Genomic DNA, 25,639 nt, shown 5'->3' on the forward strand with positions numbered 1-25,639 from the left:
GTGACTGTAAACATTTGTCTTGTTGGTGTCAAGCGTGTGTGAAGTGCGTGTCTGGCGTGCGCGGAAAGTGCTCGTATGGAGCTTGTATGCACGGATTTCCCGGGCATGGCGGGCCTGGGCTTGCCTCGACTATAATATCGGCCATTTATATTTGAATTGTATAAATGGGCAAGAAAAATGGTATTTGCCATACATATTCCGTTTGATGCATAGTGGCGGCAAATAGTGGCAATACGCATTTCGATATACCTGTAACACCATACATACCCGATACCTGGGCGATACTTTTTGTACACCGTCGCGCAGGCTGCAACCCATCATCATTAGTCAATCAGAGGATAACCATGTCGAATAACACCCCTTTCCACGCCGCCGAAATCATCCGTGCCCGCGCTCCTGAAAATTTCAAGCCGCGCGTGGCGATGATCCTCGGCTCCGGCCTGGGCGTGTTGGCCGAGCAGATGACGGACGCCGTCAGCATCAGCTTTGACGAATTGCCAGGCTTCCCGATCAGCACCGTGCACGGCCATGCCGGCGAACTGGTGATCGGCACCCTGTCGGGCGTCGCCGTCGTCTGCATGAAGGGCCGTGGCCACTTCTACGAAGGCTATGGCATGGGCGTCATGACGAGCGCCATCCGCACCCTGAAATTGCTGGGCTGCGAAATGCTGTTCGTCACCAACGCCGCTGGCTCCCTGCGCCCTGAAGTGGACGCCGGCAGCCTGGTGGCCATCAGCGACCACATCAACCTGCTGCCAGGCACGCCGATGGTCGGCCCGAACGACGACCGCTTCGGTCCGCGCTTCTTCAGCATGGCCAATGCCTACGATGCGGACCTGCGCAATCTGGTCAAGGACACGGCTGCCGCGAACGGCATCACCCTGCACGAAGGCGTGTTCGTCGCCTACCCTGGCCCGAACTTCGAGACGGCCGCCGAAATCCGCATGATGGCCCGCCTGGGCGCCGACACGGTCGGCATGTCGGTGGTGCCGGAAGTGGTCTCGGCCCGCCATTGCGACCTGAAAGTGGTGGGCGTATCGGTCATTACCAACCTGGCCGAAGGCATGTCGCCTTTCGCCCTGTCGCACGAACAAACCCTGAAATACGCGGCCATCGGCGCGAAAGACCTGGTCAAGCTGATCCTGGCTTTCCTGGCGACCGTATCGGCTACGCCGCAAGCCTAAGCACTTTTTTTAAGCAGTAGCGGCGCGCCGGCCACCGGCGCTGCCGCGCGGCAGGCCGGAAAAATCCGGCCTACACTGTCCGCATCATCTTTGCATCAATCCATAAAGCGAGCCTTATCATGTCACGCGCATTTATCCTCCTGCTTGATTCCTTCGGCCTTGGCGCGACGCCAGACGCCGCCAAGTATGGCGACGCAGGTGCCAATACCTTTGGCCACATTGCCAGCACTGTCGCCAAAAGCGGCAAGACCTTGAAACTCCCGAACATGGAACGCCTGGGACTGGGCGCCGCGGCGCACCTGGCCAGCGGCGAATGGGCCACGGGCTTCGACCAGCGCGACGGTTTCACCGGCGCCTACGGTGCGGCGCGCGAGCGCTCCACCGGCAAGGACACGCAGAGCGGCCACTGGGAAATCGCCGGCGTGCCCGTCGAATTTGACTGGGGCTACTTCCCCCGCACCACGCCATCGTTCCCCGCCGACCTGACCGACAAGCTGAAAGCCCTGTCGGGCGTGCCCGGCTTCCTCGGAGACTGCCATGCCTCGGGCACGGACATCATCAACAAGCATGGCGATGAACACGTCGCCACCGGCAAGTTGATTATCTATACCTCGGGCGACTCGGTGATGCAGATCGCCGCGCACGAAGAGTCGTTCGGCCTCGAGCGCCTGTACCAGGTGTGCGAAATGGCCTTCAAGCTGGTCGAGCCGTACAACATCGGCCGCGTCATCGCCCGCCCGTTCACGGGCAGCAATGGCAACTACACGCGCACGTCGAACCGCCACGATTACGCCGTCGCGCCGCCAAGCAAGACCCTGCTCGATCACGTCAAGGATGCGGGTGGCGAAGTCGTCGGTCTGGGCAAGATCAGCGACATTTTCGCTACCCAGGGCATCTCGCGCGTCGTCAAGGGCGTCGACAACATGGCGCTGTTCGAAGCGCTGTTGAAGACGGCCGATGAAGTGCAGGACAAGTCGCTCACTTTTGTGAATTTCGTCGATTTCGACCAGGCTTTCGGCCACCGCCGCAACGTCGAGGGCTATGCCGACGCGCTGCGCGAAATGGATGGTCGCCTGCCGGAATTCATGGCCAAGCTCAAGGAAGGCGACCTGGTCGTGATCACGGCAGACCATGGCTGCGACCCCACCTGGCACGGCTCCGACCACACCCGCGAACATATACCGATGATCTTCTTCGGCCCCGGCGTCGCTCCGCGCGCGCTGGGTATTTCCGAGACCTTCTCCGATATTGGCCAAACCCTCGCCAAGCACCTTGGCGTACCACCACTTGCTAATGGAACCAGCTTGTTATGACACTCATGCACCCCGAATTCAAGCGTAACGAGGCCGTCGGCCTCGACCTGGGCTGGATCAACCAGATCCGCGTCAACCGCGCCGCAACAGACCGCCGCGCGGCCAGCCTGGCGAACCGCCGCACCGTGAAAAAGGAATACCAGGCCGCCTGGCTGGTGAAAGCCATCCAGATGATCGACCTGACCACCCTGGGCGGCGACGATACGCCGGGCCGCGTGGAACGCCTGTGCATGAAGGCCATGCGCCCGCTGCGCGCCGACCTGATGGACGCCTTGGGCCTGACGCAATTGAGCACCGGCGCCGTATGCGTGTACCACGAGATGATTCAGCCGGCCGTGAAGGTCATCCAGGGCCGCTTGCCCATCGCCGCCGTGTCGACGGGTTTCCCGGCCGGCCTGACGAGCATGGAAACGAAGCTGCGTGAGATCGAATTGTCGGTCGCCGCCGGCGCCTCGGAAATCGATATCGTCATCACGCGCCAGCACGTCCTGAACGGCAACTGGCAAGTGCTGTACGACGAAATGCTGGCCTACCGCAAGGCGTGCGGCGAAGCGCACGTGAAGGCGATTCTCGCCACGGGCGACTTGCTGACGATGGAAAACGTGGCCAAGGCATCGTGGGTCTGCATGATGGCCGGTGCCGATTTCATCAAGACTTCCACCGGCAAGGAGGGCGTGAACGCCACCATTCCCGTGGCCCTGACGATGGTGCGCACGATCCGCGAATACCACGAGCAGACGGGCTTCCAGGTGGGCTTCAAGCCGGCCGGCGGCGTCAGCTCGGCCAAGAGCGCGCTGCAATACCTGACCCTGATGAAGGAAGAACTGGGCAACGAATGGCTGCAGCCGCACCTGTTCCGCATCGGCGCTTCCAGCCTGCTGACCGACATCGAGCGCCAGCTCGAGCACTACGTCACCGGCAGCTACTCGGCCAATCATCGTCACGCACAACCTTAAAGAACAATCGTCATGCCAACAATTAACGAGATTCTCAATACTATGGACTACGGCCCTGCTCCCGAAAGTCAAAAAGAAGCGCAGGCGTGGCTCGACGGCCACCAGCGCACATTCGGTTTGTTCATCGACAATACCTGGAGCGCGCCGGCGGAACTGTTCGCCTCGACTAATCCGGCCGATGGCACGCAACTGGCGGAACTGACGCAAGCGACCGACCTTGATGTGGAACGCGCCGTCGAAGCGGCGCGCCGCGCGCTGCCCGTCTGGCAGGGCATGGGCGGCCACGGCCGCGCCAAAGTCATGTACGCGCTGGCCCGTCTGCTGCAAAAACATTCGCGCCTGTTCGCCGTGCTCGAAACCCTGGACAACGGCAAGACCATCCGCGAAACGCGCGATATCGACCTGCCGCTGGCCGCGCGCCACTTCTATCATCACGCCGGCTGGGCGCAGCTGCAGTCGGAAGAATTCGCCGACTACCGCGCCGTGGGCGTGGTGGGCCAGATCGTGCCGTGGAATTTCCCCCTGCTGATGCTGTCGTGGAAAATCGCCCCGGCCCTGGCGGCCGGCAACACGGTCGTCTTCAAGCCAGCTGAATTCACGTCGCTGACCGCCATGTTGTTCGCCGAACTGTGCGTGCAGGCGGGCGTACCGGCTGGCGTGGTCAATATCGTCACCGGCGACGGCAGAGTGGGCTCGGCCATCGTCAACCATCCTGGCGTCGACAAGATCGCGTTTACGGGTTCCACGGAAGTGGGCCGCCTCATTCGCGAAGCGACGGCCGGCAGCGGCAAGAAGCTGTCCCTCGAATTGGGCGGCAAGTCGCCGTTCATCGTCTTCGAAGACGCGGACCTTGATGGCGCCGTGGAAGGCCTGGTCGATTCGATCTGGTTCAACCAGGGCCAAGTATGCTGCGCCGGTTCGCGCCTGCTGGTGCAGGAATCGATCCAGGAGCGCTTCCTGAACAAGGTACGCGCCCGCATGGAAAACCTGCGCCTCGGCTCGCCGCTGGACAAATCGATGGACGTGGGCGCGCTGGTCGACCCCGTGCAGCGCCAGCGCATCGCCGCGCTGGTCGATTCGGCGCGTGCCGAAGGCTGCGACGTCTGGCAGCCGGCGTGCGAATTGCCGGCCGACGGTTCGTGGTTCCCGCCGACCCTGATCACGGGCGCGTCGACTTCGGCCGCCGTGGCACAGGCTGAAATCTTCGGCCCCGTGCTGGTGGCCATGAGCTTCCGCACGCCACCAGAAGCGGTGCAGCTGGCGAACAACACGGTATACGGCCTGGCCGCCAGCGTGTGGACCGAGTCGATCAGCCTGGCCCTCGATATCGCTCCCGCCATCAAGGCTGGCGTGGTGTGGATCAACAGCGCCAACCAGTTCGACGCCGCGTGCGGCTTCGGCGGCTACCGCGAATCGGGTTTCGGCCGTGAAGGCGGTCGCGAAGGCATGCTGGAATACATGACGGCCCTGGCCGAAGATGCGCGCCCGGCCTTGCCCGTGGTGGAAGCGAAAGCCAAGGGCAATGTGAAGCCGGCGGCAGCCGATCCGTTTGCCATCGACCGCACGGCCAAGATGTACATCGGCGGCAAGCAGGCGCGCCCTGACAGCGCCTACAGCGCGCCCGTATTTGGCGCGAATGGCGCCTTGCTGGCCGAGGTGGGCGTGGGTAGCCGCAAGGATATTCGCAACGCCGTCGAAGCGGCCCATAAAGCGTCCGGCTGGACCGGCGCCACGGCGCACAACCGCGCGCAAGTGCTGTACTACATCGCCGAAAATCTGGCAGCCCGCGCCGACGAATTCGCCGCCCGCATCGCCGCCATGACGGGCAGTAAAAATCCCGAGAAGGAAGTGCAGGCATCGATCGAACGCCTGTTCTACTACGCCGCCTGGGCCGACAAATACGACGGCCTGGCGCACCAGCCGCCAACCAAGGGCATCACCGTGGCGCTGAACGAAGCGGTCGGCGTGATCGGCATCGTCTGCCCGAATGAAGCGCCATTGCTCGGCTTCATTTCGCTGGTGGCGCCGGCCATCGCGCTGGGCAACCGCGTGGTGGTGGTGCCGTCGGAAGCGCATCCGCTCTCCGCGCTGGACCTGTACCAGGTCTTCGACACGTCCGACTTGCCAGGCGGCGTCGTCAACATCATCAGCGGCAACGCCGATGAACTGGCGCGCACCCTGGCCACGCACGCCGACATCGACGCCGTCTGGCGCCATGACGGTTCCGCTGAAGGTTGTGCCGAAGTCGAGCGCCTGTCGGCCGGCACCCTGAAGCGCACCTGGGTCGGCGGCGCCAAGGGCCGCGACTGGTACAGCGCCGCGCAAAGCGGTGGCCGCGCCGTGCTGGCGCATGCGTCGCAAGTGAAAAACGTGTGGATTCCTTACGGCGTCTGATAAGTAACTAGCGTTACAAAGCTGGGGTCAGATCCGCAGGGACTGACCCCAGATCTCATGATTGGAGTTATTCCATGTTGTTAACCCAGGAAATCATTCGCAAGAAGCGCGACAAGGGCGTGCTGAGCGCCGAGGAAATCCAGTTTTTCGTACGTGGCATCACTGACGGCAGCGTCAGCGAAGGCCAGATCGCGGCGCTGGGCATGGCTGTCTATTTCAACGACATGAACATGGACGAACGCGTGGCGTTCACCCTGGCCATGCGCGATTCCGGCCAGGTGCTGGACTGGCGTTCGCTGAACCTGCCCGGTCCCATCGTCGACAAGCATTCGACGGGCGGCGTGGGCGATGTCGTCTCCCTGCTGCTGGGCCCCATGGTCGCCGCGTGCGGCGGCTACGTGCCGATGATCTCGGGCCGCGGCCTGGGCCACACGGGCGGCACCCTGGATAAGTTCGACGCCATTCCCGGCTACTGCACGGTGCCGGACAATGCACTGTTCCGCAAGGTGGTGCAGGAGATCGGCGTGGCCATCATCGGCCAGACGGCGCAGCTGGCGCCGGCCGACAAGCGTTTCTACAGCATCCGCGACGTCACCGCCACGGTGGAATCGGTGGCCATGATCACCGGCTCCATCCTGTCGAAGAAACTGTCGGCCGGCCTGGATGCGCTGGTGATGGATGTGAAAGTGGGCACGGGCGCCTTCATGCCGACCTACGACAAGTCGGTGGAACTGGCCGAGAGCATCGTCGCCGTCGGCAATGGCGCGGGCATGCAGACGTCGGCGATTTTGACGGACATGAACGAATCGCTGGCGCCGTATGCGGGCAATGCACTGGAAGTACGCGGCGCCATGGATTACCTGACGGGCCGTTCGCGTCCCGCGCGCCTGCATGAAGTCACCTTGGCGCTGTGCGCCGAGATGCTGGTGCTGGGCGGCCTGGCTGCCACCGAAGAGGAGGCGCGCCTGAAATTGATGGCGGCCCTCGACTCGGGTGAAGCGGCCGAGCGCTTTTCGCGCATGGTGTCCGCCCTGGGCGGCCCGGCCGACCTGGTCGAACATCCGGACAAGCACCTGGAACAGGCGCCATTCATCATGCCGGCGCCCGCGCTGTCAGCCGGTTTTGCCAACGTGCGCGATTGCCGCGCCATCGGCCTGGCCGTGGTGGCCCTGGGCGGTGGCCGCCGCCGTCCGACCGACAGCATCGATTTCGCTGTCGGCCTGACGGACCTCGTGGGCCTGGGCGAGCAAGTGGCCATTGGCCAGCCGCTGGGCATGGTGCACGCGCGCACGGAAGCGGCGGCGCAGCAAGCCGTCAGGGAAATCCAGCAAGCGTATGCCATCAGCGCGGTGGCGCTGGCGGCCAATCCGGTGATTTACCGTACCATTCGTCCGTAAAGTAAACCTGGGGTCAGACCCCCGTTTGTGATGGCGCTGAGCCATGTGTCAGCGGTGTTGAGGGTCTGACCCCGGCTGTAATGAATTCAAAGGTAATACAGAAAAAATGAACAACCAAGAACTGATCGCCGAAGCCAATGCCGGCCGTGAACTGGCCTACGCGCCCTATTCGCGTTTCAAGGTGGGCGCGGCGCTGCTGTGCAAGGATGGCCGCGTCTTCCGTGGCTGTAACGTGGAAAATGCCGCCTATGGCCTGTGCAACTGCGCCGAGCGCACGGCGTTTTTCAGCGCCATCGCGCATGGTTGCAAGCCGGGCGACTTTGCCAAGCTGGCCGTCACGGGCGACACGGCCGAACCAATATCTCCGTGCGGCGCCTGCCGCCAGGTGATCTTCGAGATGGGGGGAGCCGACCTGCCGGTCATCCTGACGAACCTGAAAAACGACATCATGGAAGTGACGGCCGGCTGGCTGCTGCCGCACGGCTTCGGCAATTCCGACCTGGACATGAAGTAACAGGATTCGCTTGAACAAGACGATCGACATCCAGGCCGCCGTGGCGATTGCCGCGGCCGAAGCCATGGCAGCCAAGACGCAGGGAACCTTCGGCGTGGGCGGCGTGCTGCTCGATGGCGCCGGCAACGTGCTGCAATCGATGCACAACAACGTCGTGCGCCAGGGCCTGGTGTTCGACCCCACCGCGCATGGCGAACGCCAACTGGTGGACTGGTATTTCGCCGAGCGCGCCAAGGGCACGTCCTTGCCGCCGCCGGGCGAACTGACCATCGTCACCTCGCTCGACCCCTGCTGCATGTGCACGGGGGCGATTCTGGCAGCCGGTTTCAACGTGGTGGTGGCCGCGCCGGACGTCAAGGCGGGCATCAATTACGATGGCAGCGCCAGTTTTACCGCCTTGCCTGCGCCGCTGCAGGCGCAGGCCGGCCGTAGCTTTTGCTATCCGGCCGTACGCGGCGCCACCGAGTATGCGCGCCTGCCTTCCGGCGCCGCACCCAAATCTTTTTTCATCGGCAAGAGCATCCATGAGGCGACGCAGGCACTGTGTTCGCTCGTGTTCGAGTCGACATCGGCGCAGGTGATGCAGCTGCTGAACGCCGGCGACGACGTGCACTTGCGCGATCCCGTCACCTTGCCGTCCGAGCATGCCGTGGTGCGCGCCCTGCGCCGCCGCTATCCCGATGCGTTGACTTACCGCTGCAAGCCGCATGCGCCCGATGCGGGCCTGGCGCCATTCCTGCAGGCGGCCATGGAGCAGGATGTGCGCGATGGCGGCCAGGGCGACGCGGCCGCCTTGCTCGATTCCTTCGGCAACCTGCTGCTGTGCATGCCGGGGAAATTGTCGCAATCGGCCATCCGCACGCCGTTCATGGAGTGCACGCGCCAGTACGCGCAGCTGCGCTTTGAATTGATGGCGAATGCGGCGCCGGCGCTGCAGGAGGAGATCAAAAGTTACCTGGGCCACCCCAAGCACGGCACCTTCGTGCTGGCCATCGGCCCGGACGACAGTGCCGCCAGTTTCATGACCCTGGGCGCCTACGGCTCCACCATGGAAGGGGCGCTGCCAGAGAATAATCCCGCGCAATTCCAGTACGTGCGCCGCTCCATGGGAGAAGACGCGCTGCTGGTGCTGTGCGAGTCGATGCCGCCGCTGTACCGCAAGCTGATACGCATCCGCCCGCGCCAGGTGGCGGACCAGGCCTTGATCAGCGCACTGGGCTAGGCGTCATCGTCCGGCAGATTTTTCAGCAAGAAGTCGCGCACGTTTTCGCCCGCCACGCGGCGGATCTGCGCTTCCGACAGTCCCGCGTCGAGCAGGGCTTGCGTCAATCGAGGCAAGCCCGTCGCATCGATGGCCGTGGTGACGGCGCCGTCGAAGTCCGAGCCATATGCCACGTGTTCCGCGCCGATCAGTTTTACCGTGTACTTGATGGCGCGCGCGATGGACGCCACGTCCTTGCCGCAGACGGCCGTATTCCAGAAACCGATACCCACCAGGCCACCCTGGGCGGCGATGCGTTTCAATTGCGCATCGCTCAGGTTGCGCCCATTGGCGCAGGTGCCGCGCACGCCCGTGTGCGACACCATCACGGGGCGTTTCGCCAGGGTTAACACGTCGTCGATGGTGGCCGGCGAGGCATGCGCCAGGTCGACGATCATCTTGCGCTGTTCCATGGCGCGCAGCCATTGCTTGCCCAGCGGCGTCAGGCCGCCTTTTTTCAGGCCGTGCTGGGAGCCGGACAGTTCCGTGTCGAAGAAATGCGTGGGCGCGGCCATGCGGTAGCCGGCCTGATACAGGGTATCGAGGTTGTCCAGCTTGCCTTCGAGCGCATGCGCGCCTTCCAGTGTCAGCCAGCCGGCCAGCAGGTTCGGATTTTTTTCGCGCGCGGCGATGAAGCTGCGCAGCTGGGCGCGGCTGCCGATCACGCGCACCTTGCCATCGCTCCTGGCTGCTTGCTGACGCAGCTCGTCGGCCTGGTAGGTAGCGCGCGCCAGCAGGCTGTTCCAGGTGGCGGGCGGCAAGCCTTGTGCCACCACCAGGGCCGTGATGTTGTCCGTGTCGCTGCCATTGCGCTCGATATTCATCTTGCGCGGCGTCTTGGTGACGACGGAAAAGGCTTGCAGCGCCACGTTGGCCCGCTGCAGGCGGGGGAAGTCGACATGCCCGCGCTGGCTGTCGCGGTTCAGATTGCGTTGCCACAGCAGGCTGTCGGCGTGCAGGTCCGCGATCCACAGGCTCTGGTGCAGGGCCACGGTGGCTGCCGACGACGCCTTGCCGGACGGCGGGTGGACACGATTGAGGTGCTCGTCGACGAGGACGGGAGCGGACAGGAAACCGCCGATCAGCGCAAGGCTGGCGGCGGCGAGGGTACTGATAATCATTGTTCTCCGTTTTACCATGGATCGTAGGTGCCCAGGCTCCAGATATGGCCTTCCGGGTCGCGGCAGGTAAAGCCCCGTCCGCCGTAATCTTCGTCCTTGATGTCGAGCACGATTTCGGCGCCGGCTTCGCGCGCGCTGCGGTAGACGGCGTCGGCGTCATTGACGACCAGGTAGCAGTTCTGCGTGTTCGCGCCGCCGACGTCGCCGGGCAGTTTCATCAGGCGACCATAGTCGCTGTCGAGGGCTGGCGCCACCATGACCATGCCATTGCCAAAGCTCAATTGCGCATGGGCGACGCCGCCGTTGCCGTCAGGCACGATCAATTGTTTTTCAAAGCCGAGTGCCTTGCACAGCCATTCGATGGCGGCGGGCGCGTCGCGGTAGCGCAGGCAGGGAATGGTTGTCGCTGCTGTAGCTTTTGCTGTCGTGGTCATCAGAAAACTCCTATGGCTGTGGGGGAGTAGCTTCGATCATGGATACTGCGCAGCGTTCCGTATCAAACCCATCCATCGGGATGGGTTTGATGCCCGTCAGTGCCGCTCCCGTCCATAGTGCCATAGAACAATCCTTGCACTCTTGCCGCGACGCAAATTTTTATTGCGGCGACTGCGAGGAATTCGCTGCCTTCGTGTCCGTATCCGTGCCCATGTCGTCGCTGTTGCTTGCCCATCTGAGCAGCATGACGAGGGCAAACAGCATGATGGCCAGCGGCAAGATGGTGATCAGGAACGCCAGGCCCAGGCAGCACGCCAGCAGCATGGGCCAGGACATGGCGCGCAGGGCGGCCAGGCCCTGGCGCGTGTATGCGCACAGTTCGTTCCAGAAAGCGCTGAAGGAAGTGCTGCCCGGTGCCGAATTGAGGTCTTTCATGCCGTTCTCCTGTCGTGTGGGTGCCGCTGCGTATGCAAGCTGGCGATGAATCCACTATAGGCAAAACCTTGCTGCCAGACATCACGTATGCGACGAATGGCAGGAATGGCGGACCGAACGGCGACAGGCAGTGACAAACGGCTATTCGAAGACCTTGAGTTTCAGCTGGAAACTGAGGGCGCCATACAGGCGGTCCTTGTAGGACGGCACGATGGCGATATTCACGCCCACGCGCTGGTACTCATAGCTGATGGTGGGCACCAGAGCCGGGAACCAGCCGCCGTCGCGCATCTTCGGATAGCCGCTGAAGCCGCCAACGACGGCGCCGACGCGCAGCGGGCCCACCTTGATGGGCTGGTAGTACACGCCCAGGTAGTTCGAGTAGGCGCGGTCGCTATTGTAGAAGCGGCCAGCCGTGACCGAGGCGACCGTGGAAAAGCGGTATTCGGCGCCCAGGCCCGGATTGCTGTCGTTCAAGTTTTTGTCGCGCTGAAAGTGATACGAATAAAAGCCCGCGTTGAGCCAGGTTTCGCTCAGCGGCTGATTCGCTATCATGCCGACTGTCTGCGCCTGTGCCGCGCACGCCACTGCCAGCAGCGCCGCGCAGGCAGCTTTGCCCAGCAATGACGCCGTGCGCGCCGATGACCATTGTTTCATGCCTGTTCCTTATCCTGTGGGTATCGCGCCGCCAATGCAAACGCTCCAGCGCGCCATGCTATCACTGCCAGATTGTTCATTGGAAATTTCATCACGCGCCGGGCAGGGCAATAGCCGCCTGTACCATGTGCGTGAGCAGGATTTCGGCGTCCTCGTAATCCTTGCGCGTGAGCTGCTTGCGCTCCAGCACCAGGGCCATCTGCGCCGAAAAATCCGCATACGATTGCGTCATGGCCCAGATGGCGAACATCAGGTGCGTGGCGTTGACGGGCGCGATCCTGCCGGCGGCGATCCAGGCTTCGAAGACGGCGATATCCTTGCGCAGCAAGGGCACGACTCTTTCTCGTATCTGCGCGCCGTACAGGGGCGCGCCATTGATCACTTCCAGCGCATACACGCGCGAGGCCCACGGCTGTTCGCGCGAAAAACGCAGTTTGGCGCCGATATACGCGCGCAGCACGTCGCGCGGCTCGTCGTGTTCATTGGCCAGCATGTCCATGCGCGCCAGCCAGTCGTCGAGCACATCGTCGAGCACGCGCTGGTACAGCAACTGCTTGGACGGGAAGTAGTACATCAGGTTCTGCTTCGACAGGCCGGCCCGCTCGGCGATGGTGGCGATCGACGCGCCCTCATAGCCGCTTTCCGCGAATGCGCGCACGGCTTGCTCGAGAATGTCCGCCTCCAGGCGATCGCGGTTCTGCAGGCGCCGGCCGCCGGCATTTTTCACGGGAAGGGCAGGGGATTTGTCGCTGGCCATGGCGGATTCTTTAGCGTGGGCGTATCGATTGCAGGAATGCCTGCAGCACGGGGGTATCGGTGTAGGCCACGTTGAAGCGGAACCACACCGTCTCGGGCGCGCGCAGCATGAAAAATTCGTTCGGCGACAGCAGGATGCCCGCCTTCAAGGCCATGTCGGCGATGATCTTGCCATTCCACTCCGGCGTCTGCACGTCGGGCCAGCCGGCGCTGACGAACATGCCGCCACGCGGACGTGCCACGGGCGCCATGCCTGCCTGCGCCAGGCAATCGATGCTGCGTTCGCGGGCCGCGTCGAGCTGCGCCACCAGCCGTTCGACCATGCGCTTGTAGGGCCGCGCGGAGATGGCGTGGTAGACGGCGCGCTCGTTGATTTCCGACGTCGTCAGTCCCGCCAGCATTTTCACGCGCACCAGTTCAGCCACCAGCGACGGCGAGGCGCAAATCGACCCCACGCGCAGCACGGGAGACAGGGTCTTGGAAAAACTGCCGACGCGGATCACGCGGCGCAAGCCGTCCATGGCCGCCAGCGATGCATCGCCGCGCGCCGCCAGTTCGCGATAGATATCGTCTTCCACCAGCCAGAAATCGAATTGCTCGGCCAGTGCCAGCAGGCGGTGCGTCTGCGCCTGGCTCAAGGATGTGCCAAGCGGATTTTGCAGCACCGTGTTGACGAACATCAGCTTGGGTTGCGTGCGCGCGGCCTCGCTGGCCAGCGCATCGAGGTCGAGGCCCGCCTCGCCGCGCGCAATGCCCACGGGGATGCAGCCGTGGTGGCGGATCAGCGACTGCAAATTGCTGTAGCCGGGGTCTTCCACCAGCACCGTGTCGCCCGGCTTGGTCAGGCTGCGCAGGATCAGATCGAAAGCATGCGTGGCGCCGTGCGTCAGCAAGACCTGGTCCGGCTCCACCTGGAACAGCTCTTCCGACAGGCTGGCGGCCAGGTGCTGGCGCAGCGAGGGAAAGCCGAGAGGATGGCCATAGCCGCGCAGCCGGCTGGCGGGAATGCGCATGGCCTGACGCACGGCATCGAGCACGGTCGCTTCGCCATACATCTCGGGCGGCAGCCACCCGGCGCCCACGGGCAGGGCGTCGGACACGCCCGAATACAGGTCCGGCGTGAGGGCATCGATGGCGGTGGGACTCGCGTGTACGGCGGCCTGCGGCGAGGCGGCGATATCGTGGCGCGCGACAAAATAGCCGGAGCCGCGGCGCGACGACAGCAAGCCGAGGTTGACCAGGCGATCGTACGATTCGACGACGGTAAACGTCGACACGCCATTGCAGCGGGCGAACTGGCGCACGGACGGCATGCGCGTGCCGATGCGCAGGGCGCGGCTGCCCACCATGACGCTGATGGCGATGACGATCTGCTCGACGAGGCCGCCCTTTTTCTGGCGGTCGATGTCCAGCACGGGCCAGCCACTGGCGTTACCTTCGCCCTCGTCTTGCTTTACGTTCTGCGTCACCGGTGGCTCCTTATGCTGCCTTGCACAAAACTGTAGTGGTTTTTCGACCTGTACGGTTGGGGTACTTTGCCGTTTGTGTATCTGTGCCATTGGAGGTGGCCTGTCTATTATTACATCAGCTTTTTGCCAACTGGTAAATTATTTTACGCTTCGTCAAAAACGATCCTGGCCCCGCGCCAGCCCCCATCCCAAGGAGAAGGTCATGAACGAAACAAGGCCGGAATCGATGTCGGCATTCTGGATGCCGTTTACGAACAACCGTGATTTCAAGGCCAACCCGCGCTTGCTGGTGTCGGCCGAAGGCATGTATTACAAGGACGTCGATGGCAATGCCATCCTCGATGGTACGGCCGGCCTGTGGTGCGTGCCGTGCGGTCATGCGCAGCCGAAAATCGTCGGCGCCATCCGCGAGATGGTGGGCCAGCTCGATTTCGCTCCCACCTTCCAGATGGGCCATCCGGCCGCCTTCGAGCTGGCGGAAAAACTGATGGACTACACGGGGCATAAATTTGGCCACGTCTTCTACACCAATTCCGGTTCCGAAGCCGTCGACACGGCGTTGAAGATCGCGCTGGCCTACCATCGGGCGCGCGGCGAGGGCGCGCGCACACGCCTGATCGGCCGCGAACGCGGCTACCACGGCGTGGGGTTCGGCGGCATTTCCGTGGGCGGCATCGGCGGCAACCGCAAGACCTTCGGCCCCCTGCTGCCCGGCGTGGACCACCTGCCGCACACGCACAACCTGGACAAGAACGCCTACACGGTGGGTGAGCCCGAATACGGCACCCACCTGGCCGATGAACTGGAACGCATCGTCGCCCTGCACGACGCCTCGACGATTGCCGCCGTCATCGTCGAACCGGTGGCCGGTTCCACGGGCGTGCTGATACCGCCGAAAGGCTATCTGAAACGCTTGCGCGAGCTGTGCACCAAGCACGGCATCCTGCTCATCTTCGATGAAGTCATCACGGGTTTCGGCCGCATGACGACGCCATTTGCAGCCGACTATTTCGACGTCGAGCCGGATATGATGACGACGGCCAAGGGCCTGACTAACGGCATGGTGCCGATGGGCGCCGTGTTCAGCAAAAAGTATATCCACGACGCTTTCATGGATGCGCCGCCCGGCATTGAACTGTTCCACGGCTACACGTATTCCGGCCACCCGCTCGCGTGCGCCGCTTCGCTGGCGACCCTGCAAGTGTTCGAGGAACAGGACATTCTCGGTCACGCTAAAACGATGCAGGCGTATTGGAGCGACGCCGTGCATTCGCTCAAGGGGTTGCCGCACGTGATCGACCTGCGCAGCATCGGCCTGATCGCCGGTATTGAACTCGATCCCATCGTCGGCAAACCGGGCACGCGTGCCTTCAACGCCTTCAAGCAAGCCTTCGCCGACGGCGTGCTGATACGCACGACGGGCGACATCATCGCCCTGTCGCCGCCGCTGGTGCTGGAAAAACAGCATGTCGACGAGCTGTTTGGCAAGCTGGCCAAGGTATTAAAAAATCTCGACTAAGGAACACCATGAACGATCTCGATACGATTACCCACTTTATCAACGGCGCCAAGGTCGATACCCGGAGCGGCCGCTACGGCGACGTCTACAACCCCGCCCTGGGCGAGCCCGTGGCCCGGGTGGCGCTGGGCACCGTGGAAGACGTGGACGCGGCCGTGCAGGCGGCCGCCGCCGCCTTTCCCTCCTGGTCGGCCACGCCGCCCCTGACGCGTGCCCGTGTCCTGTTCCGCTACCTGCAGCTATGCCAGCAGCACACGGACGACTTTGCCGCCATGCTCACGCGCGAGCATGGCAAGACCTTTGCCGATGCCCAGGGCGAGGTGGCGCGCGGCATTGAGATGGTGGAGTTTGCCGTCGGTATTCCGCAACTGCTGAAGGGTGAATTCACGGACCAGATTTCGCGCGGCATCGACGCCTGGTCCATGCGTCAGGCGCTCGGTGTGGTGGCCGGCATCACGCCATTCAATTTCCCCGTGATGGTGCCGATGTGGATGTTCCCCGTCGCGATTGCCTGCGGCAATACCTTTGTATTAAAGCCGTCCGAGCGTGATCCATCGGCCTCCCTGCTGCACGCGAAACTGCTGAAAGAAGCGGGCTTGCCCGACGGCGTATTCAACGTGGTACAAGGCGACAAGGTCACGGTCGACGCCTTGCTCGACCACCCCGTCGTGCAGGCGATCAGCTTTGTCGGCTCGACGCCAATCGCGGAATACATCTATGCGCGCGGCGGCGCCAGCGGCAAGCGCGTGCAAGCGCTGGGCGGCGCGAAGAACCACATGGTGGTAATGCCCGACGCGGACATGGACATGACGGTCGATGCGCTGATAGGCGCGGCCTACGGTTCGGCAGGAGAGCGCTGCATGGCCATCTCCGTTGTGGTGGCTGTGGGCGACGCGGGCGACAAATTGATCGACGCACTGGCAACGCGCACGGCCGCACTGAAAGTGCGCGACGGCATGGAAGATGGTGCGGAAATGGGACCGGTCGTGTCGCTGGCCGCCAAGCAGCGCATCGAAAAACTCATCGCCTCCGGCGTGGAGCAGGGCGCGACGTTGGTGGTCGATGGCCGCAACCACGTGGTGGCGGGACGCGAGAACGGCTTCTTTGTCGGCGGCACCTTGTTCGACCACGTCACGCGCGACATGAGCATCTACAAGGAAGAGATTTTCGGCCCCGTGCTGTGCGTGCTCCGGTGTCCTGACGTGGTGCATGCGGTGGAACTGATCAACGCCAACGAGTATGGCAACGGCGTAGCCATCTACACGCGCGATGGCGGCGTGGCGCGCGAATTCGTGCGCCAGATCCAGGTCGGCATGGTGGGCGTCAACATCCCCTTGCCCGTGCCGATGGCCTTCAACAGTTTCGGAGGCTGGAAGCGCAGCATGTTCGGCGACCACCACGCGTATGGTCCCGAAGGCGTGCGGTTCTACACGCGCCACAAGGCCGTGATGCAGCGCTGGCCGAACACGGCAAGCGCTGGTGTGGAATTTGCTTTTCCCCAGATGAAGTAAGGGTTTCAAATCACAAGCCGGCCGCACAGAACAAGAGGAATACGCGATGATCGAGTCTTTGAACTATTTGCCCCATCCCGCCCTGCCCAACGAGGAATTGGCGGGCCATTTCACGGACCTGGCGCCGCCGCTCACGGCGCGCCAGGCGGCCATCGAAAGCGCCCGCTGCCTGTACTGCTACGACGCGCCGTGCAGCCGCATCTGTCCGTCGGAAATCGACGTGGCCAGCTTCATCCGCAACATCCACGACAAGAACATCAACGGCGCCGCCGCCGGCATCCTGAAACAGAATATCCTGGGCGGCAGCTGCGCCAGAGTCTGCCCGACGGAAATCCTCTGCGAAGACGTCTGTGTGCGCAACCACGACGCGGAAGGCCAGCCCGTCAAGATTGGCCTCTTGCAGCGTTATGCCGTCGACCACATGCACTTCACCCGCCATCCGTTCCAGCGGGCTGCAAGCACAGGCAAGACGATTGCCATCGTCGGCGCGGGTCCCGCCGGCCTGTCGTGCGCGCATCGCCTGGCCATGCTGGGCCACGACGTGGTGATCTTTGAAAAGGAAGGCAAGGCAGGTGGCCTGAATGAATACGGCATCGCCAAGTACAAGCTGACGGACGATTTCGCACAGAAGGAAATCGACTTCCTGCTCGACATCGGCGGCATAGAGATCCGATGTCGCCAGGCGCTGGGCGAGAGCCTGCAGTTGCGCGACTTGCATGCGCAGTACGACGCCGTGTTCCTGGGACTGGGCCTGGGCGCCAGCCGCAAGCTTGGACTGACGGGCGAAGATGCTCCTGGCTTGCTGGCCGCCGTCGATTACATCGCCGCGCTGCGCCAGGCGGACGACTTGGCCGCGCTGCCCGTGCCGAAACGCGCCATCGTGATTGGCGCCGGCAATACGGCCATCGACATGGCGGTGCAGATTCAAAGGCTCGGCGCCGAGGAAGTCACCCTCGTCTACCGGCGCGGCTTCGACGCCATGACGGCCACCCACCATGAACAGGAAATCGCCAAGGCCAACCAGGTGCGCATGCTGACGTGGGCCCAGCCGCAGCAGGTGCTGCTCGATACTGACGGCAAGGTCGCCGGCATGCGTTTCGAGAAGACGCGCATGCAGGGCACGCGTTTGGCGGGGACGGGTGAAACGTTCGACGTGGCGGCCGACGCCATCTTCAAGGCCATTGGCCAGAGCCTCGACACCGATGTGCTGCATGATCCGATGGCGTCGCTGCTGCAGCGCGAAGGCGACAAGATCGCCGTCGATGCGCTCTTTCGCACGGTGCTGCCGGGGATCTATGCGGGCGGCGACTGCGTGGCGCCGGGGCAGGACCTGACGGTGCAAGCCGTCCAGCATGGCAAGCTGGCCGCACTGGCGATCCATTCCGATTTGTTCAATAAAGTGGAGGCTGCATAATGGCTGATCTCAGCATCGAATTTTGCGGCATCAAGGCGCCGAATCCCTTCTGGCTGGCGTCCGCACCGCCGACCGACAAGGCCTACAACGTGGTGCGCGCCTTCGAAGCGGGTTGGGGCGGCGTCGTGTGGAAAACCCTGGGTGAAGACCCGGCCGCCGTCAACGTCTCGTCGCGCTACTCCGCCCTGTATGGCAAGAACCGCGAAGTGGTGGGCTTCAACAACATTGAACTGATTACCGACCGCTCGCTTGAGATCAATCTGCGCGAGATCACGCAGGTGAAAAAGGATTGGCCCGACCGCGCCATGATCGTCTCCCTGATGCTGCCCTGCGAAGAGCACTACTGGGCCGACATCCTGCCCAAGGTCGAGGCGACGGGAGCGGACGGCATCGAGCTCAATTTCGGCTGCCCGCACGGCATGCCCGAGCGGGGCATGGGCGCGGCCGTGGGCCAGGTGCCCGAGTATGTGCAGATGGTGACCGCCTGGTGCAAGAAGCACAGCCGCTTGCCCGTCATCGTCAAGCTCACGCCCAACATCACGGACGTGCGCATGCCGGCGCGCGCGGCCAAGGCGGGTGGCGCGGACGCCGTCTCGCTGATCAACACCATCAATTCCATCACCTCGCTGGACCTGGACCGCATGGTGGCCTTGCCCATCGTCGGCGGCGCCAGCACGCATGGCGGCTATTGCGGTTCTGCCGTCAAACCGATCGCGCTGAACATGGTGGCGGAAATCGCCCGCGATCCGCAGACGCGGGGCTTGCCCATCTCCGGCATCGGCGGCATCGGCAACTGGCGCGACGCGGCCGAATTCCTCGCCTTGGGCGCGGGCTGCGTGCAGGTCTGCACGGCCGCCATGCTGCATGGTTTTCGCATCGTCGACGAGATGAAGGATGGCCTGTCGCGCTGGATGGACGAGAAGGGCTATGAACGCATCAGCGATTTTTCCGGCAAGGCCGTGGCCAACACGACGGACTGGAAATACCTGGACATGAATTACCAGGTGATTGCGCAGATCAACCAGGACGACTGCATCAAATGCGGCAAGTGCTACGTGGCTTGCGAAGACACCTCGCACCAGTCGATTGCGCAGCTGATCGACGCCGCCGGCACGCGCACATATGAGGTGATCAAGGAGGAATGCGTGGGCTGCAATCTGTGCGAAATCACCTGTCCGGTGCAGGGCTGCATCACGATGGTGCCGCAGACGACAGGCAAGCCATACATGAACTGGACGCAGGACCCCAGGAATCCACGGGCATTGGCGGAGACGGCATAGGGCACGGTTATTGCGTGCGTTTTATTTGTAAACAGCGGCTGGCCTTTGCGGTAAGCTAGATTGACTTAAAAGTCGAGCCGTTTCTATAAAACCGATCCCCTCCCAACCGATGGAGCATACCTGTGAACCACGACTATTCAGGCAATACGCAACTCTGGAATGAAGACCTGGCGCCCACCACGACGGCGCAGCGCACCTGGCGCTGGTATCACTTCGCCGCGCTGTGGGTGGGCATGGTGATGTGCATTCCCGCCTACACCCTGTCGGCCAGCCTGATCGACAGCGGCATGTCCGGTTACCAGGCCGTGCTCACGGTATTTCTCGCCAACGCCATCGTGCTCTTGCCGATGCTGCTGATCGGCCATGCGGGCACCAAGTACGGCATTCCATATGCCGTGCTGGCGCGCGCCTCGTTCGGCACCATGGGCGCGCGCCTGCCGGCACTGATGCGCGCCATCGTCGCCTGCGGCTGGTACGGCATTCAGACCTGGTTCGGCGGGCAGATGATCTATACCCTGATGGGCGTGCTGGTGGGCCATGAACTGGGCGGCGAGAAGATCGCGGGCCTGGGCATCAACGGCAGCCAGTTGCTGTGCTTTTTGGCTTTCTGGGCCATCCAGTTCTATTACATCCTGCATGGCATGGAGTCGATCCGCAAGCTCGAAACCTACACGGCGCCGCTGAAAATCCTGATCTGCTTCGTGCTGCTGTACTGGGTGCACAGCAAGGCCGGCGGCGTGGCCAGCCTGCTGGACCAGCCATCGCAATTCATCCCCGGCGGTAAAAAAGCGGGTCAGTTCTGGAGCGTCTTCTGGCCATCGCTGACGGCCATGGTGGGTTTCTGGGCCACCCTGGCATTGAATATCCCCGACTTCACGCGCTTCGCCAAGACGCAGCGCGACCAGGTGATCGGCCAGTCGATCGGCTTGCCGGTGCCGATGGGCCTCCTGGCCATGCTGGCCGTGATCGTCACGGCAGGCTCCGTCGTCATGTACGGCAAGGCCATATGGGATCCCGTCGATCTGGCCAGCCGCATGACGGGCGCCGCCGTGCTGATCGCCCTGATCATCCTCCTGATCGACACGGTCAGCGTCAACCTGGCCGCCAACCTGGTGGGCCCCGCGTATGACTTTTCCTCGCTGGCGCCGAAGCAGATTTCGTACAAGATGGGCGGCTACATCACGGCTTTCATCGCCATCGTCATGATGCCGTGGAAGGTGCTCGAATCGACGCAGGGCTATATCTTCACGTGGCTGATCGGCTACTCGGCCCTGCTGGGACCCATCGCCGGCATCCTCATCGTCGACTATTATTTTGTGCGCAAGACGCAGCTCGACGTCAAACAGCTGTACCGCGACGACGGCGTCTACTCGTATGGCAATGGCTGGAACATGGCGGCCCTGATCGCCTTTGTCATCGCCGTGCTGCCGAACATCCCCGGCTTTTTGAATGCGGCCTTTCCCGCGGCGTTTCCCGGCGTGGCCGAAGGCTTTAAAACCATCTACACCTACGCCTGGTTCGTGGGCGTGGCCATCGCCGCCGTCGTGTACGGCGTCATGATGAAGGGCAAGGCCGTGGCGCACGTGCAGCAGGCGCCGCAGTCGTAATCAATCAAGGAGACAAGATGACTACACTGATACGTGGCGGTACCGTCGTCAACGCCGACCGCGCGTTTCGCGCCGATGTGCTGATCGAGGGCGACATCATCGCCGCCGTCGGCGAGAACCTGCCGGTTCCGGCTGGCGCCACGGTGATCGACGCGGGCGGCCTGTACGTGATGCCGGGCGGGATAGACACGCACACGCACATGAATCTGCCCTTCATGGGCACCGTGACGTCCGACGATTTTTTCACGGGCACGGCGGCGGGACTGGCGGGCGGCACCACCACCATCATGGACTTCGTCATTCCGGCACCGAAGCAGTCGCTGATCGAGGCGTATCACCAGTGGCGTGCGTGGTCGGCCAAGGCGGCCGGCGACTACACCTTTCACGTGGCGATCACCTGGTGGAGCGAGCAGGTGCATGAAGAAATGGGCATCCTCGTGCGCGAGCATGGCGTGAACAGCTTCAAGCACTTCATGGCCTACAAAAACGCCATCATGGCCGACGATGAAACACTGGTAAAAAGCTTTACCCGTTCCCTGGAGCTGGGCGCGCTGCCCACCGTGCACGCGGAAAACGGCGAGCTGGTTTTTCAATTGCAGCAAGCCTTGCTGAAGAAGGGGATTACCGGACCGCAGGCGCACCCGCTGTCTCGCCCACCGGCCGTGGAAGCGGAGGCGGCCAACCGCGCCATCGCCATTGCCAACGTCCTCAATACGCCTGTCTACATCGTGCATGTCTCGTGCGCGGAATCGCTCGACGCCATCACGCGGGCGCGCGCCAACGGTCAGCGCGTGTATGGCGAAGCGCTGGCGGGCCATCTGGTGATCGACGACAGCGTCTACCAGAGCGACGATTTCGACTACGTGGCGGGCCACGTCATGAGCCCTCCGTTTCGCGGCAAGCACCATCAGGCAGCTTTGTGGCACGGCCTGCAAAGCGGCAACCTGCACACGACAGCCACCGACCACTGTACCTTTTGCACCGAGCAGAAGGCGGCCGGCAAGGACGACTTCACGCGCATCCCGAACGGTTGCGGCGGCGTCGAGGAACGCATGGCCGTGGTGTGGGACGCTGGCGTCAATTCCGGCATGCTGACGCCTTCCGAATTCGTCAAGGTGAGTTCCACCAATGCGGCGCAAATCTTCAATATGTATCCGCGCAAGGGCGTCATCGCCGCGGGCAGCGATGCCGACATCGTGCTATGGGATCCGCAGGGCACGCGCACCATTTCCGCCGCCACGCAGTTCGCCAAGGGAGGCTTCAACGTCTTCGAAGGGCGCACCGTGCGCGGCATCCCCAGCACCACGATTGCCGCTGGCAAGGTGGTGTTCCACAAGGGCGAGCTGATGGCCGTCGAAGGGGCAGGGCGCTATGTCGAACGGCCCGCGTTTTCCGCCACCACCGCATAAGGAGTTGACGATGGATGCATTGCGTATCAATGGTGAGCGCCTGTGGGCGGCCCTGATGGAACTGGCGCAGATCGGCGCGACAGCGAAGGGCGGCGTCAAGCGCTTGGCCCTGACGGACCTCGACAAAGAAGGCCGCGACCTGGTGGTAGGCTGGGGCCGCGAAGCGGGCATGAGCATCACGATCGACCAGATCGGCAACGTCTTCATGCGCCGCGACGGCACGGACAATAGCCTGCCGCCCGTGATGACGGGCAGCCATATCGACACGCAGCCCACGGGCGGCAAGTTCGATGGCAATTACGGCGTGCTGGCCGGCCTGGAAGTGGTGCGTACCTTGAACGATTTACAGATCAAGACGCTGGCGCCCATCGAGGTGGCCTTCTGGACCAATGAGGAAGGCTCGCGCTTCGTGCCCGTGATGATGGGTTCCGGCGTGTTCTGCGGCGCCTTCTCGCTGGAGACGGCGTATGCGGCGAAAGACACGGAAGGAAAAACCGTGGGCGAGGAGCTGGCGCGCATCGGATACAAGGGCGAGCAGGTGCCGGGCGACCATCCCATCGGCGCCTATTTTGAAACGCATATCGAACAGGGCCCCGTGCTGGAAGATGCCGATAAAGTCATCGGCGTGGTGCCTGCCGTGATGGGCCTGTCGTGGTATGACTGCGTGGTCACGGGCATGGAAGCGCATGCGGGTCCCACGCCCATGGGATTGCGCAAGGATGCGCTGCAGGTGGCCACCAGCATCATGCAGGAGGTGGTGGCGATTGCCAACCGCTACCCGCCATATGGACGCGGCACGGTGGGCATGGTGCAGGTCTTCCCGAACAGCCGCAACGTGATCCCCGGCGAAGTCACATTCAGCATCGACCTGCGCAACGTGAACGACGAACTGCTCAACACCATGCATGGCGAGATCACGGCTTTTATTGACGCCACGCGCGCGAAGTCAGGCTTGGGCATTTCACTGGAAAGAGTGTCCTACTACCCGCCATGCCCGTTCCACCCCGATTGTGTGGGTGCCGTGCGCAACGCAACTGAAAAGCTGGGCTACTCGGTGATGGACGTGGTCTCCGGCGCCGGCCACGACGCCATCTACGCGGCCCGTCTGGCGCCGGCGGGCATGATCTTCGTGCCGTGCAAGGACGGCATCAGCCACAATGAAATCGAAGACGCCAAGCCCGAGCACCTGGAAGCGGGCTGCAACGTGCTGCTGCACGCGATGCTGGAGCGGGCCGTGGCTGTGTAAGCTCAGGGCTTCGGCTGGAAGCTGCGCAAAAACGCCAGCAGCGCACGCGCCGCGATGTCGGCGTCGTCTGCCGTCATGGTTTCCAGCGGGTTGTGGCTGATGCCGCCATTGCCGCAGCGGGTAAACAGCATGGCTACGTCGGTGATGGCGGCCATGGCCATGGCGTCGTGGCCGGCGCCCGACAACAGCGCATACGGTTCGATGCCGACCGATTCCACGGCTTGCGCCAGCTGCGCCATCAGCCATGGCGCGCACGGCGCCGCACGCGCCGACAGCAGCAGTTCCAGATGATAGTCGATCTGGCGCCGTGCGCAGATAGCGGCGATGCCATCAAGGATATCGTCGACGGCCGCCTGGCGCACGGTGTCGCTGGCTGCGCGGATATCGAGCGACAGGGTGCAGGCGCCGGCGATCACGTTGACGGAACCGTTGGGCACGTGCAGCTGGCCCACGGTACCCACCAGCGCCTCGCCCTGGTTGCAGCGCTGTTCCACCAGCAGGATGATTTCGGCGGCCGCGCTGGCCGCATCCTTGCGCATGGTCATGGGCGTGGTGCCCGCGTGGCTGGCCACGCCGCCAAGATTGACCAGGTAGCGCGAGCTGCCGGCAATCGCCGTGACGATTCCCAGCGGCAGGTCGCGTTCAAGCAGCACGGGACCCTGCTCGATATGCACTTCCACATAGCCGAGCAAGTCGGCCGGATCGCGCGCGATGGCGCCGATGGCGCTCGCCTCGTGGCCGGCGGCGGCCAGCGCGTCGCGCATGCTCACGCCATCCGCATCGAGTTGCTCCAGCAGCGAGACGTCGAACTTGCCCGTGACAGCCGTGCTGCCCAAAAACGTGCTCTTGAAGCGCACGCCTTCTTCCTCGGCGAAGCCGACAATCTCGAAGTGAAACGGCAGCTTTTCGCCCCGCTCATGCAGGTGGCGCACGACGGCGATCGGCAGCACGATGCCCAGCCGGCCATCGTACTTGCCGCCGTTGCGCACCGTATCGTAATGGGATCCCGTCATCAGGGTTTTCGCGCCTGGCGCGTCGGACAGATAGCGGCCGACGACATTGCCGACGGCGTCGATGTGCACCTGCATGCCGGCATCCCGCATCCAGTCGGCCAGCTGCGCGGCCGTCTTCTGGTGCGCCGGCGTCAGATAGGCGCAGGTCAGGTTGTAATCGCTGTCGCTCCAGCCGGCCAAGGTTTCCGCCTGCTGCATGATGGCCGGGCCGAAGTCCAGGCGCACGTCGAACAGCTCGTTCAGGCGCAGTTCGGCGATGCGCTTGATCTGCCGCAGCGATTCGGCCAGTTCATCGGCGCGCCGGTTCTTCAGGCGCCGCGCAAACGTGGCGATGATGTCCTGGCGCGTCAAGCCTTCGCCCGTCGGGCCCTTGACGGCCAGGATGAAGGGAAAACCGAACTTGGCGTTGTAGTCGCTATTCAGGCGCTGCAGGGTGGAAAACTCCTCGGCGCTGCACAGGTTCAGACCGGACTTGGCCTGCTCGCGCGTCGATTCCGCCGTCAGCTGTCCTGCGATGGCAGCCTTGCCGGCCAGCTCCGGGTGAGCGCGTATCAGCCCCAGCTGCTCTTCGGGCGAAGCTTGCGCCAGCACGCGCTGCAGCACCGTCTTGAGTGCCGTCAGGCTGGCAAACGGCCGGGCCGGTGCCGCACGCTGGGCGATCCAGGGCGAGTGTTCATAGATGCCATGCAGCCGTGCGATAAAGTCTGCCGGGCTGCCGGCGTTCAGGTCTGAAAGGGTGGTCATGGTT

General features: G+C 63.4%; 21 protein-coding genes. 14 read left to right on the forward strand and 7 right to left on the reverse strand.

The genetic code is table 11. The features are described 5' to 3' along the window. Positions 1-344 precede the first annotated feature (344 nt). The 7 genes from xapA (at position 345) to AC3IQ7_RS06095 (ending at position 8,980) form a co-directional block, all read left to right on the forward strand. Positions 345-1,184 carry a xanthosine phosphorylase gene (gene xapA, locus AC3IQ7_RS06065; protein WP_099760536.1) on the forward strand — a complete coding sequence of 280 codons (840 nt, stop codon included), beginning with the start codon at positions 345-347 and terminating at the stop codon, positions 1,182-1,184. Between the two features lie 119 nt (positions 1,185-1,303). After that, positions 1,304-2,497, forward strand: coding sequence for a phosphopentomutase (locus tag AC3IQ7_RS06070; RefSeq protein ID WP_489208610.1), 1,194 nt, complete (start codon positions 1,304-1,306; stop codon positions 2,495-2,497). Then, positions 2,494-3,453 carry a deoxyribose-phosphate aldolase gene (gene deoC / locus AC3IQ7_RS06075; RefSeq protein WP_034785577.1) on the forward strand — a complete coding sequence of 320 codons (960 nt, stop codon included), beginning with the start codon at positions 2,494-2,496 and terminating at the stop codon, positions 3,451-3,453. Before AC3IQ7_RS06070 ends, deoC begins: the two co-directional genes overlap by 4 nt. Positions 3,454-3,465: 12 nt before the next feature. Then, on the forward strand, positions 3,466-5,847 hold the full coding sequence (locus tag AC3IQ7_RS06080) for an aldehyde dehydrogenase family protein (RefSeq protein ID WP_489208611.1): 2,382 nt from the start codon (positions 3,466-3,468) through the stop codon (positions 5,845-5,847). A 74-nt stretch (positions 5,848-5,921) separates the two neighbouring features. After that, positions 5,922-7,244, forward strand: coding sequence for a thymidine phosphorylase (gene deoA, locus AC3IQ7_RS06085; RefSeq protein WP_489208612.1), 1,323 nt, complete (start codon positions 5,922-5,924; stop codon positions 7,242-7,244). 106 nt (positions 7,245-7,350) lie between these two features. Beyond that, entirely contained in the window at positions 7,351-7,758 is a 408-nt protein-coding gene (locus AC3IQ7_RS06090; RefSeq protein WP_099379413.1) for a cytidine deaminase, read from the forward strand. Positions 7,759-7,768: 10 nt separating this feature from the next. Continuing rightward, complete coding sequence (locus AC3IQ7_RS06095) at positions 7,769-8,980, forward strand: nucleoside deaminase (RefSeq protein WP_489208613.1); 1,212 nt, start codon at positions 7,769-7,771, stop codon at positions 8,978-8,980. Here the strand turns inward: AC3IQ7_RS06095 and AC3IQ7_RS06100 are convergent. The 6 genes from AC3IQ7_RS06100 to AC3IQ7_RS06125 all read right to left on the reverse strand — a co-directional run bounded on the left by AC3IQ7_RS06100 (position 8,977) and on the right by AC3IQ7_RS06125 (position 13,892). Continuing rightward, on the reverse strand, positions 8,977-10,140 hold the full coding sequence (locus tag AC3IQ7_RS06100) for a dipeptidase (protein WP_489208614.1): 1,164 nt from the start codon (positions 10,138-10,140) through the stop codon (positions 8,977-8,979). The two genes, AC3IQ7_RS06095 and AC3IQ7_RS06100, sit on opposite strands and share 4 nt — an antisense overlap. Positions 10,141-10,151: 11 nt before the next feature. Then, positions 10,152-10,574 (reverse strand): VOC family protein, encoded by a 423-nt coding sequence (locus AC3IQ7_RS06105; RefSeq protein WP_489208615.1) that lies wholly within the window; start codon positions 10,572-10,574, stop codon positions 10,152-10,154. Positions 10,575-10,734: 160 nt separating this feature from the next. Continuing rightward, the gene (locus tag AC3IQ7_RS06110) at positions 10,735-11,010 is read right to left on the reverse strand and encodes a hypothetical protein (RefSeq protein ID WP_099379321.1); all 276 of its coding nucleotides are present in this window, start codon (positions 11,008-11,010) and stop codon (positions 10,735-10,737) included. Between the two features lie 141 nt (positions 11,011-11,151). After that, complete coding sequence (locus AC3IQ7_RS06115; protein WP_489208616.1) at positions 11,152-11,667, reverse strand: hypothetical protein; 516 nt, start codon at positions 11,665-11,667, stop codon at positions 11,152-11,154. A 91-nt stretch (positions 11,668-11,758) separates the two neighbouring features. Continuing rightward, the gene (locus AC3IQ7_RS06120; RefSeq protein WP_489208617.1) at positions 11,759-12,424 is read right to left on the reverse strand and encodes a TetR/AcrR family transcriptional regulator; all 666 of its coding nucleotides are present in this window, start codon (positions 12,422-12,424) and stop codon (positions 11,759-11,761) included. 10 nt (positions 12,425-12,434) lie between these two features. After that, the gene (locus AC3IQ7_RS06125; RefSeq protein ID WP_489208618.1) at positions 12,435-13,892 is read right to left on the reverse strand and encodes an aminotransferase-like domain-containing protein; all 1,458 of its coding nucleotides are present in this window, start codon (positions 13,890-13,892) and stop codon (positions 12,435-12,437) included. A gap of 202 nt (positions 13,893-14,094) precedes the next feature. On the opposite strand from AC3IQ7_RS06125, the gene aptA reads away from it, so the two are divergent. The 7 genes from aptA (at position 14,095) to AC3IQ7_RS06160 (ending at position 23,878) form a co-directional block, all read left to right on the forward strand. Continuing rightward, entirely contained in the window at positions 14,095-15,411 is a 1,317-nt protein-coding gene (gene aptA / locus AC3IQ7_RS06130) for an omega-aminotransferase AptA (protein WP_489208619.1), read from the forward strand. Between the two features lie 8 nt (positions 15,412-15,419). Next, the gene (locus AC3IQ7_RS06135) at positions 15,420-16,922 is read left to right on the forward strand and encodes a CoA-acylating methylmalonate-semialdehyde dehydrogenase (protein WP_099379326.1); all 1,503 of its coding nucleotides are present in this window, start codon (positions 15,420-15,422) and stop codon (positions 16,920-16,922) included. Positions 16,923-16,968: 46 nt separating this feature from the next. After that, complete coding sequence (locus tag AC3IQ7_RS06140) at positions 16,969-18,336, forward strand: NAD(P)-dependent oxidoreductase (RefSeq protein ID WP_489208620.1); 1,368 nt, start codon at positions 16,969-16,971, stop codon at positions 18,334-18,336. After that, on the forward strand, positions 18,336-19,616 hold the full coding sequence (gene preA, locus AC3IQ7_RS06145; protein WP_199534451.1) for an NAD-dependent dihydropyrimidine dehydrogenase subunit PreA: 1,281 nt from the start codon (positions 18,336-18,338) through the stop codon (positions 19,614-19,616). The genes AC3IQ7_RS06140 and preA overlap by 1 nt, the downstream gene beginning before the upstream one ends. A gap of 122 nt (positions 19,617-19,738) precedes the next feature. Next, positions 19,739-21,223: an NCS1 family nucleobase:cation symporter-1 gene (locus AC3IQ7_RS06150; protein WP_099379329.1), complete on the forward strand. Its 1,485-nt coding sequence runs from the start codon at positions 19,739-19,741 to the stop codon at positions 21,221-21,223. Positions 21,224-21,240: 17 nt separating this feature from the next. Next, a complete protein-coding gene (gene hydA / locus AC3IQ7_RS06155; protein ID WP_099379330.1) occupies positions 21,241-22,632 on the forward strand; it encodes a dihydropyrimidinase in 1,392 nt (463 codons plus the stop codon). Positions 22,633-22,642: 10 nt separating this feature from the next. Beyond that, positions 22,643-23,878: a Zn-dependent hydrolase gene (locus AC3IQ7_RS06160; protein ID WP_489208621.1), complete on the forward strand. Its 1,236-nt coding sequence runs from the start codon at positions 22,643-22,645 to the stop codon at positions 23,876-23,878. Positions 23,879-23,880: 2 nt separating this feature from the next. Here the strand turns inward: AC3IQ7_RS06160 and AC3IQ7_RS06165 are convergent, their stop codons facing one another. After that, entirely contained in the window at positions 23,881-25,635 is a 1,755-nt protein-coding gene (locus AC3IQ7_RS06165) for an allantoate amidohydrolase (RefSeq protein ID WP_489208622.1), read from the reverse strand. Positions 25,636-25,639: the final 4 nt, after the last annotated feature.

The organism is Janthinobacterium sp. GL_088, from assembly GCF_057837845.1.

Excerpts from the sequence above, each read along its gene's own strand:
- xapA (WP_099760536.1), top strand. The coding sequence starts at position 345 with ATGTCGAATAACACCCCTTTCCACGCCGCCGAAATCATCCGTGCCCGC.
- AC3IQ7_RS06070 (WP_489208610.1), top strand. The coding sequence starts at position 1,304 with ATGTCACGCGCATTTATCCTCCTGCTTGATTCCTTCGGCCTTGGCGCG.
- deoC (WP_034785577.1), top strand. The coding sequence starts at position 2,494 with ATGACACTCATGCACCCCGAATTCAAGCGTAACGAGGCCGTCGGCCTC.
- AC3IQ7_RS06080 (WP_489208611.1), top strand. The coding sequence starts at position 3,466 with ATGCCAACAATTAACGAGATTCTCAATACTATGGACTACGGCCCTGCT.
- deoA (WP_489208612.1), top strand. The coding sequence starts at position 5,922 with ATGTTGTTAACCCAGGAAATCATTCGCAAGAAGCGCGACAAGGGCGTG.
- AC3IQ7_RS06090 (WP_099379413.1), top strand. The coding sequence starts at position 7,351 with ATGAACAACCAAGAACTGATCGCCGAAGCCAATGCCGGCCGTGAACTG.
- AC3IQ7_RS06100 (WP_489208614.1), bottom strand. The coding sequence starts at position 10,140 with ATGATTATCAGTACCCTCGCCGCCGCCAGCCTTGCGCTGATCGGCGGT.
- AC3IQ7_RS06105 (WP_489208615.1), bottom strand. The coding sequence starts at position 10,574 with ATGACCACGACAGCAAAAGCTACAGCAGCGACAACCATTCCCTGCCTG.
- AC3IQ7_RS06110 (WP_099379321.1), bottom strand. The coding sequence starts at position 11,010 with ATGAAAGACCTCAATTCGGCACCGGGCAGCACTTCCTTCAGCGCTTTC.
- AC3IQ7_RS06115 (WP_489208616.1), bottom strand. The coding sequence starts at position 11,667 with ATGAAACAATGGTCATCGGCGCGCACGGCGTCATTGCTGGGCAAAGCT.
- AC3IQ7_RS06120 (WP_489208617.1), bottom strand. The coding sequence starts at position 12,424 with ATGGCCAGCGACAAATCCCCTGCCCTTCCCGTGAAAAATGCCGGCGGC.
- aptA (WP_489208619.1), top strand. The coding sequence starts at position 14,095 with ATGAACGAAACAAGGCCGGAATCGATGTCGGCATTCTGGATGCCGTTT.
- AC3IQ7_RS06135 (WP_099379326.1), top strand. The coding sequence starts at position 15,420 with ATGAACGATCTCGATACGATTACCCACTTTATCAACGGCGCCAAGGTC.
- AC3IQ7_RS06140 (WP_489208620.1), top strand. The coding sequence starts at position 16,969 with ATGATCGAGTCTTTGAACTATTTGCCCCATCCCGCCCTGCCCAACGAG.
- preA (WP_199534451.1), top strand. The coding sequence starts at position 18,336 with ATGGCTGATCTCAGCATCGAATTTTGCGGCATCAAGGCGCCGAATCCC.
- hydA (WP_099379330.1), top strand. The coding sequence starts at position 21,241 with ATGACTACACTGATACGTGGCGGTACCGTCGTCAACGCCGACCGCGCG.
- AC3IQ7_RS06160 (WP_489208621.1), top strand. The coding sequence starts at position 22,643 with ATGGATGCATTGCGTATCAATGGTGAGCGCCTGTGGGCGGCCCTGATG.
- AC3IQ7_RS06165 (WP_489208622.1), bottom strand. The coding sequence starts at position 25,635 with ATGACCACCCTTTCAGACCTGAACGCCGGCAGCCCGGCAGACTTTATC.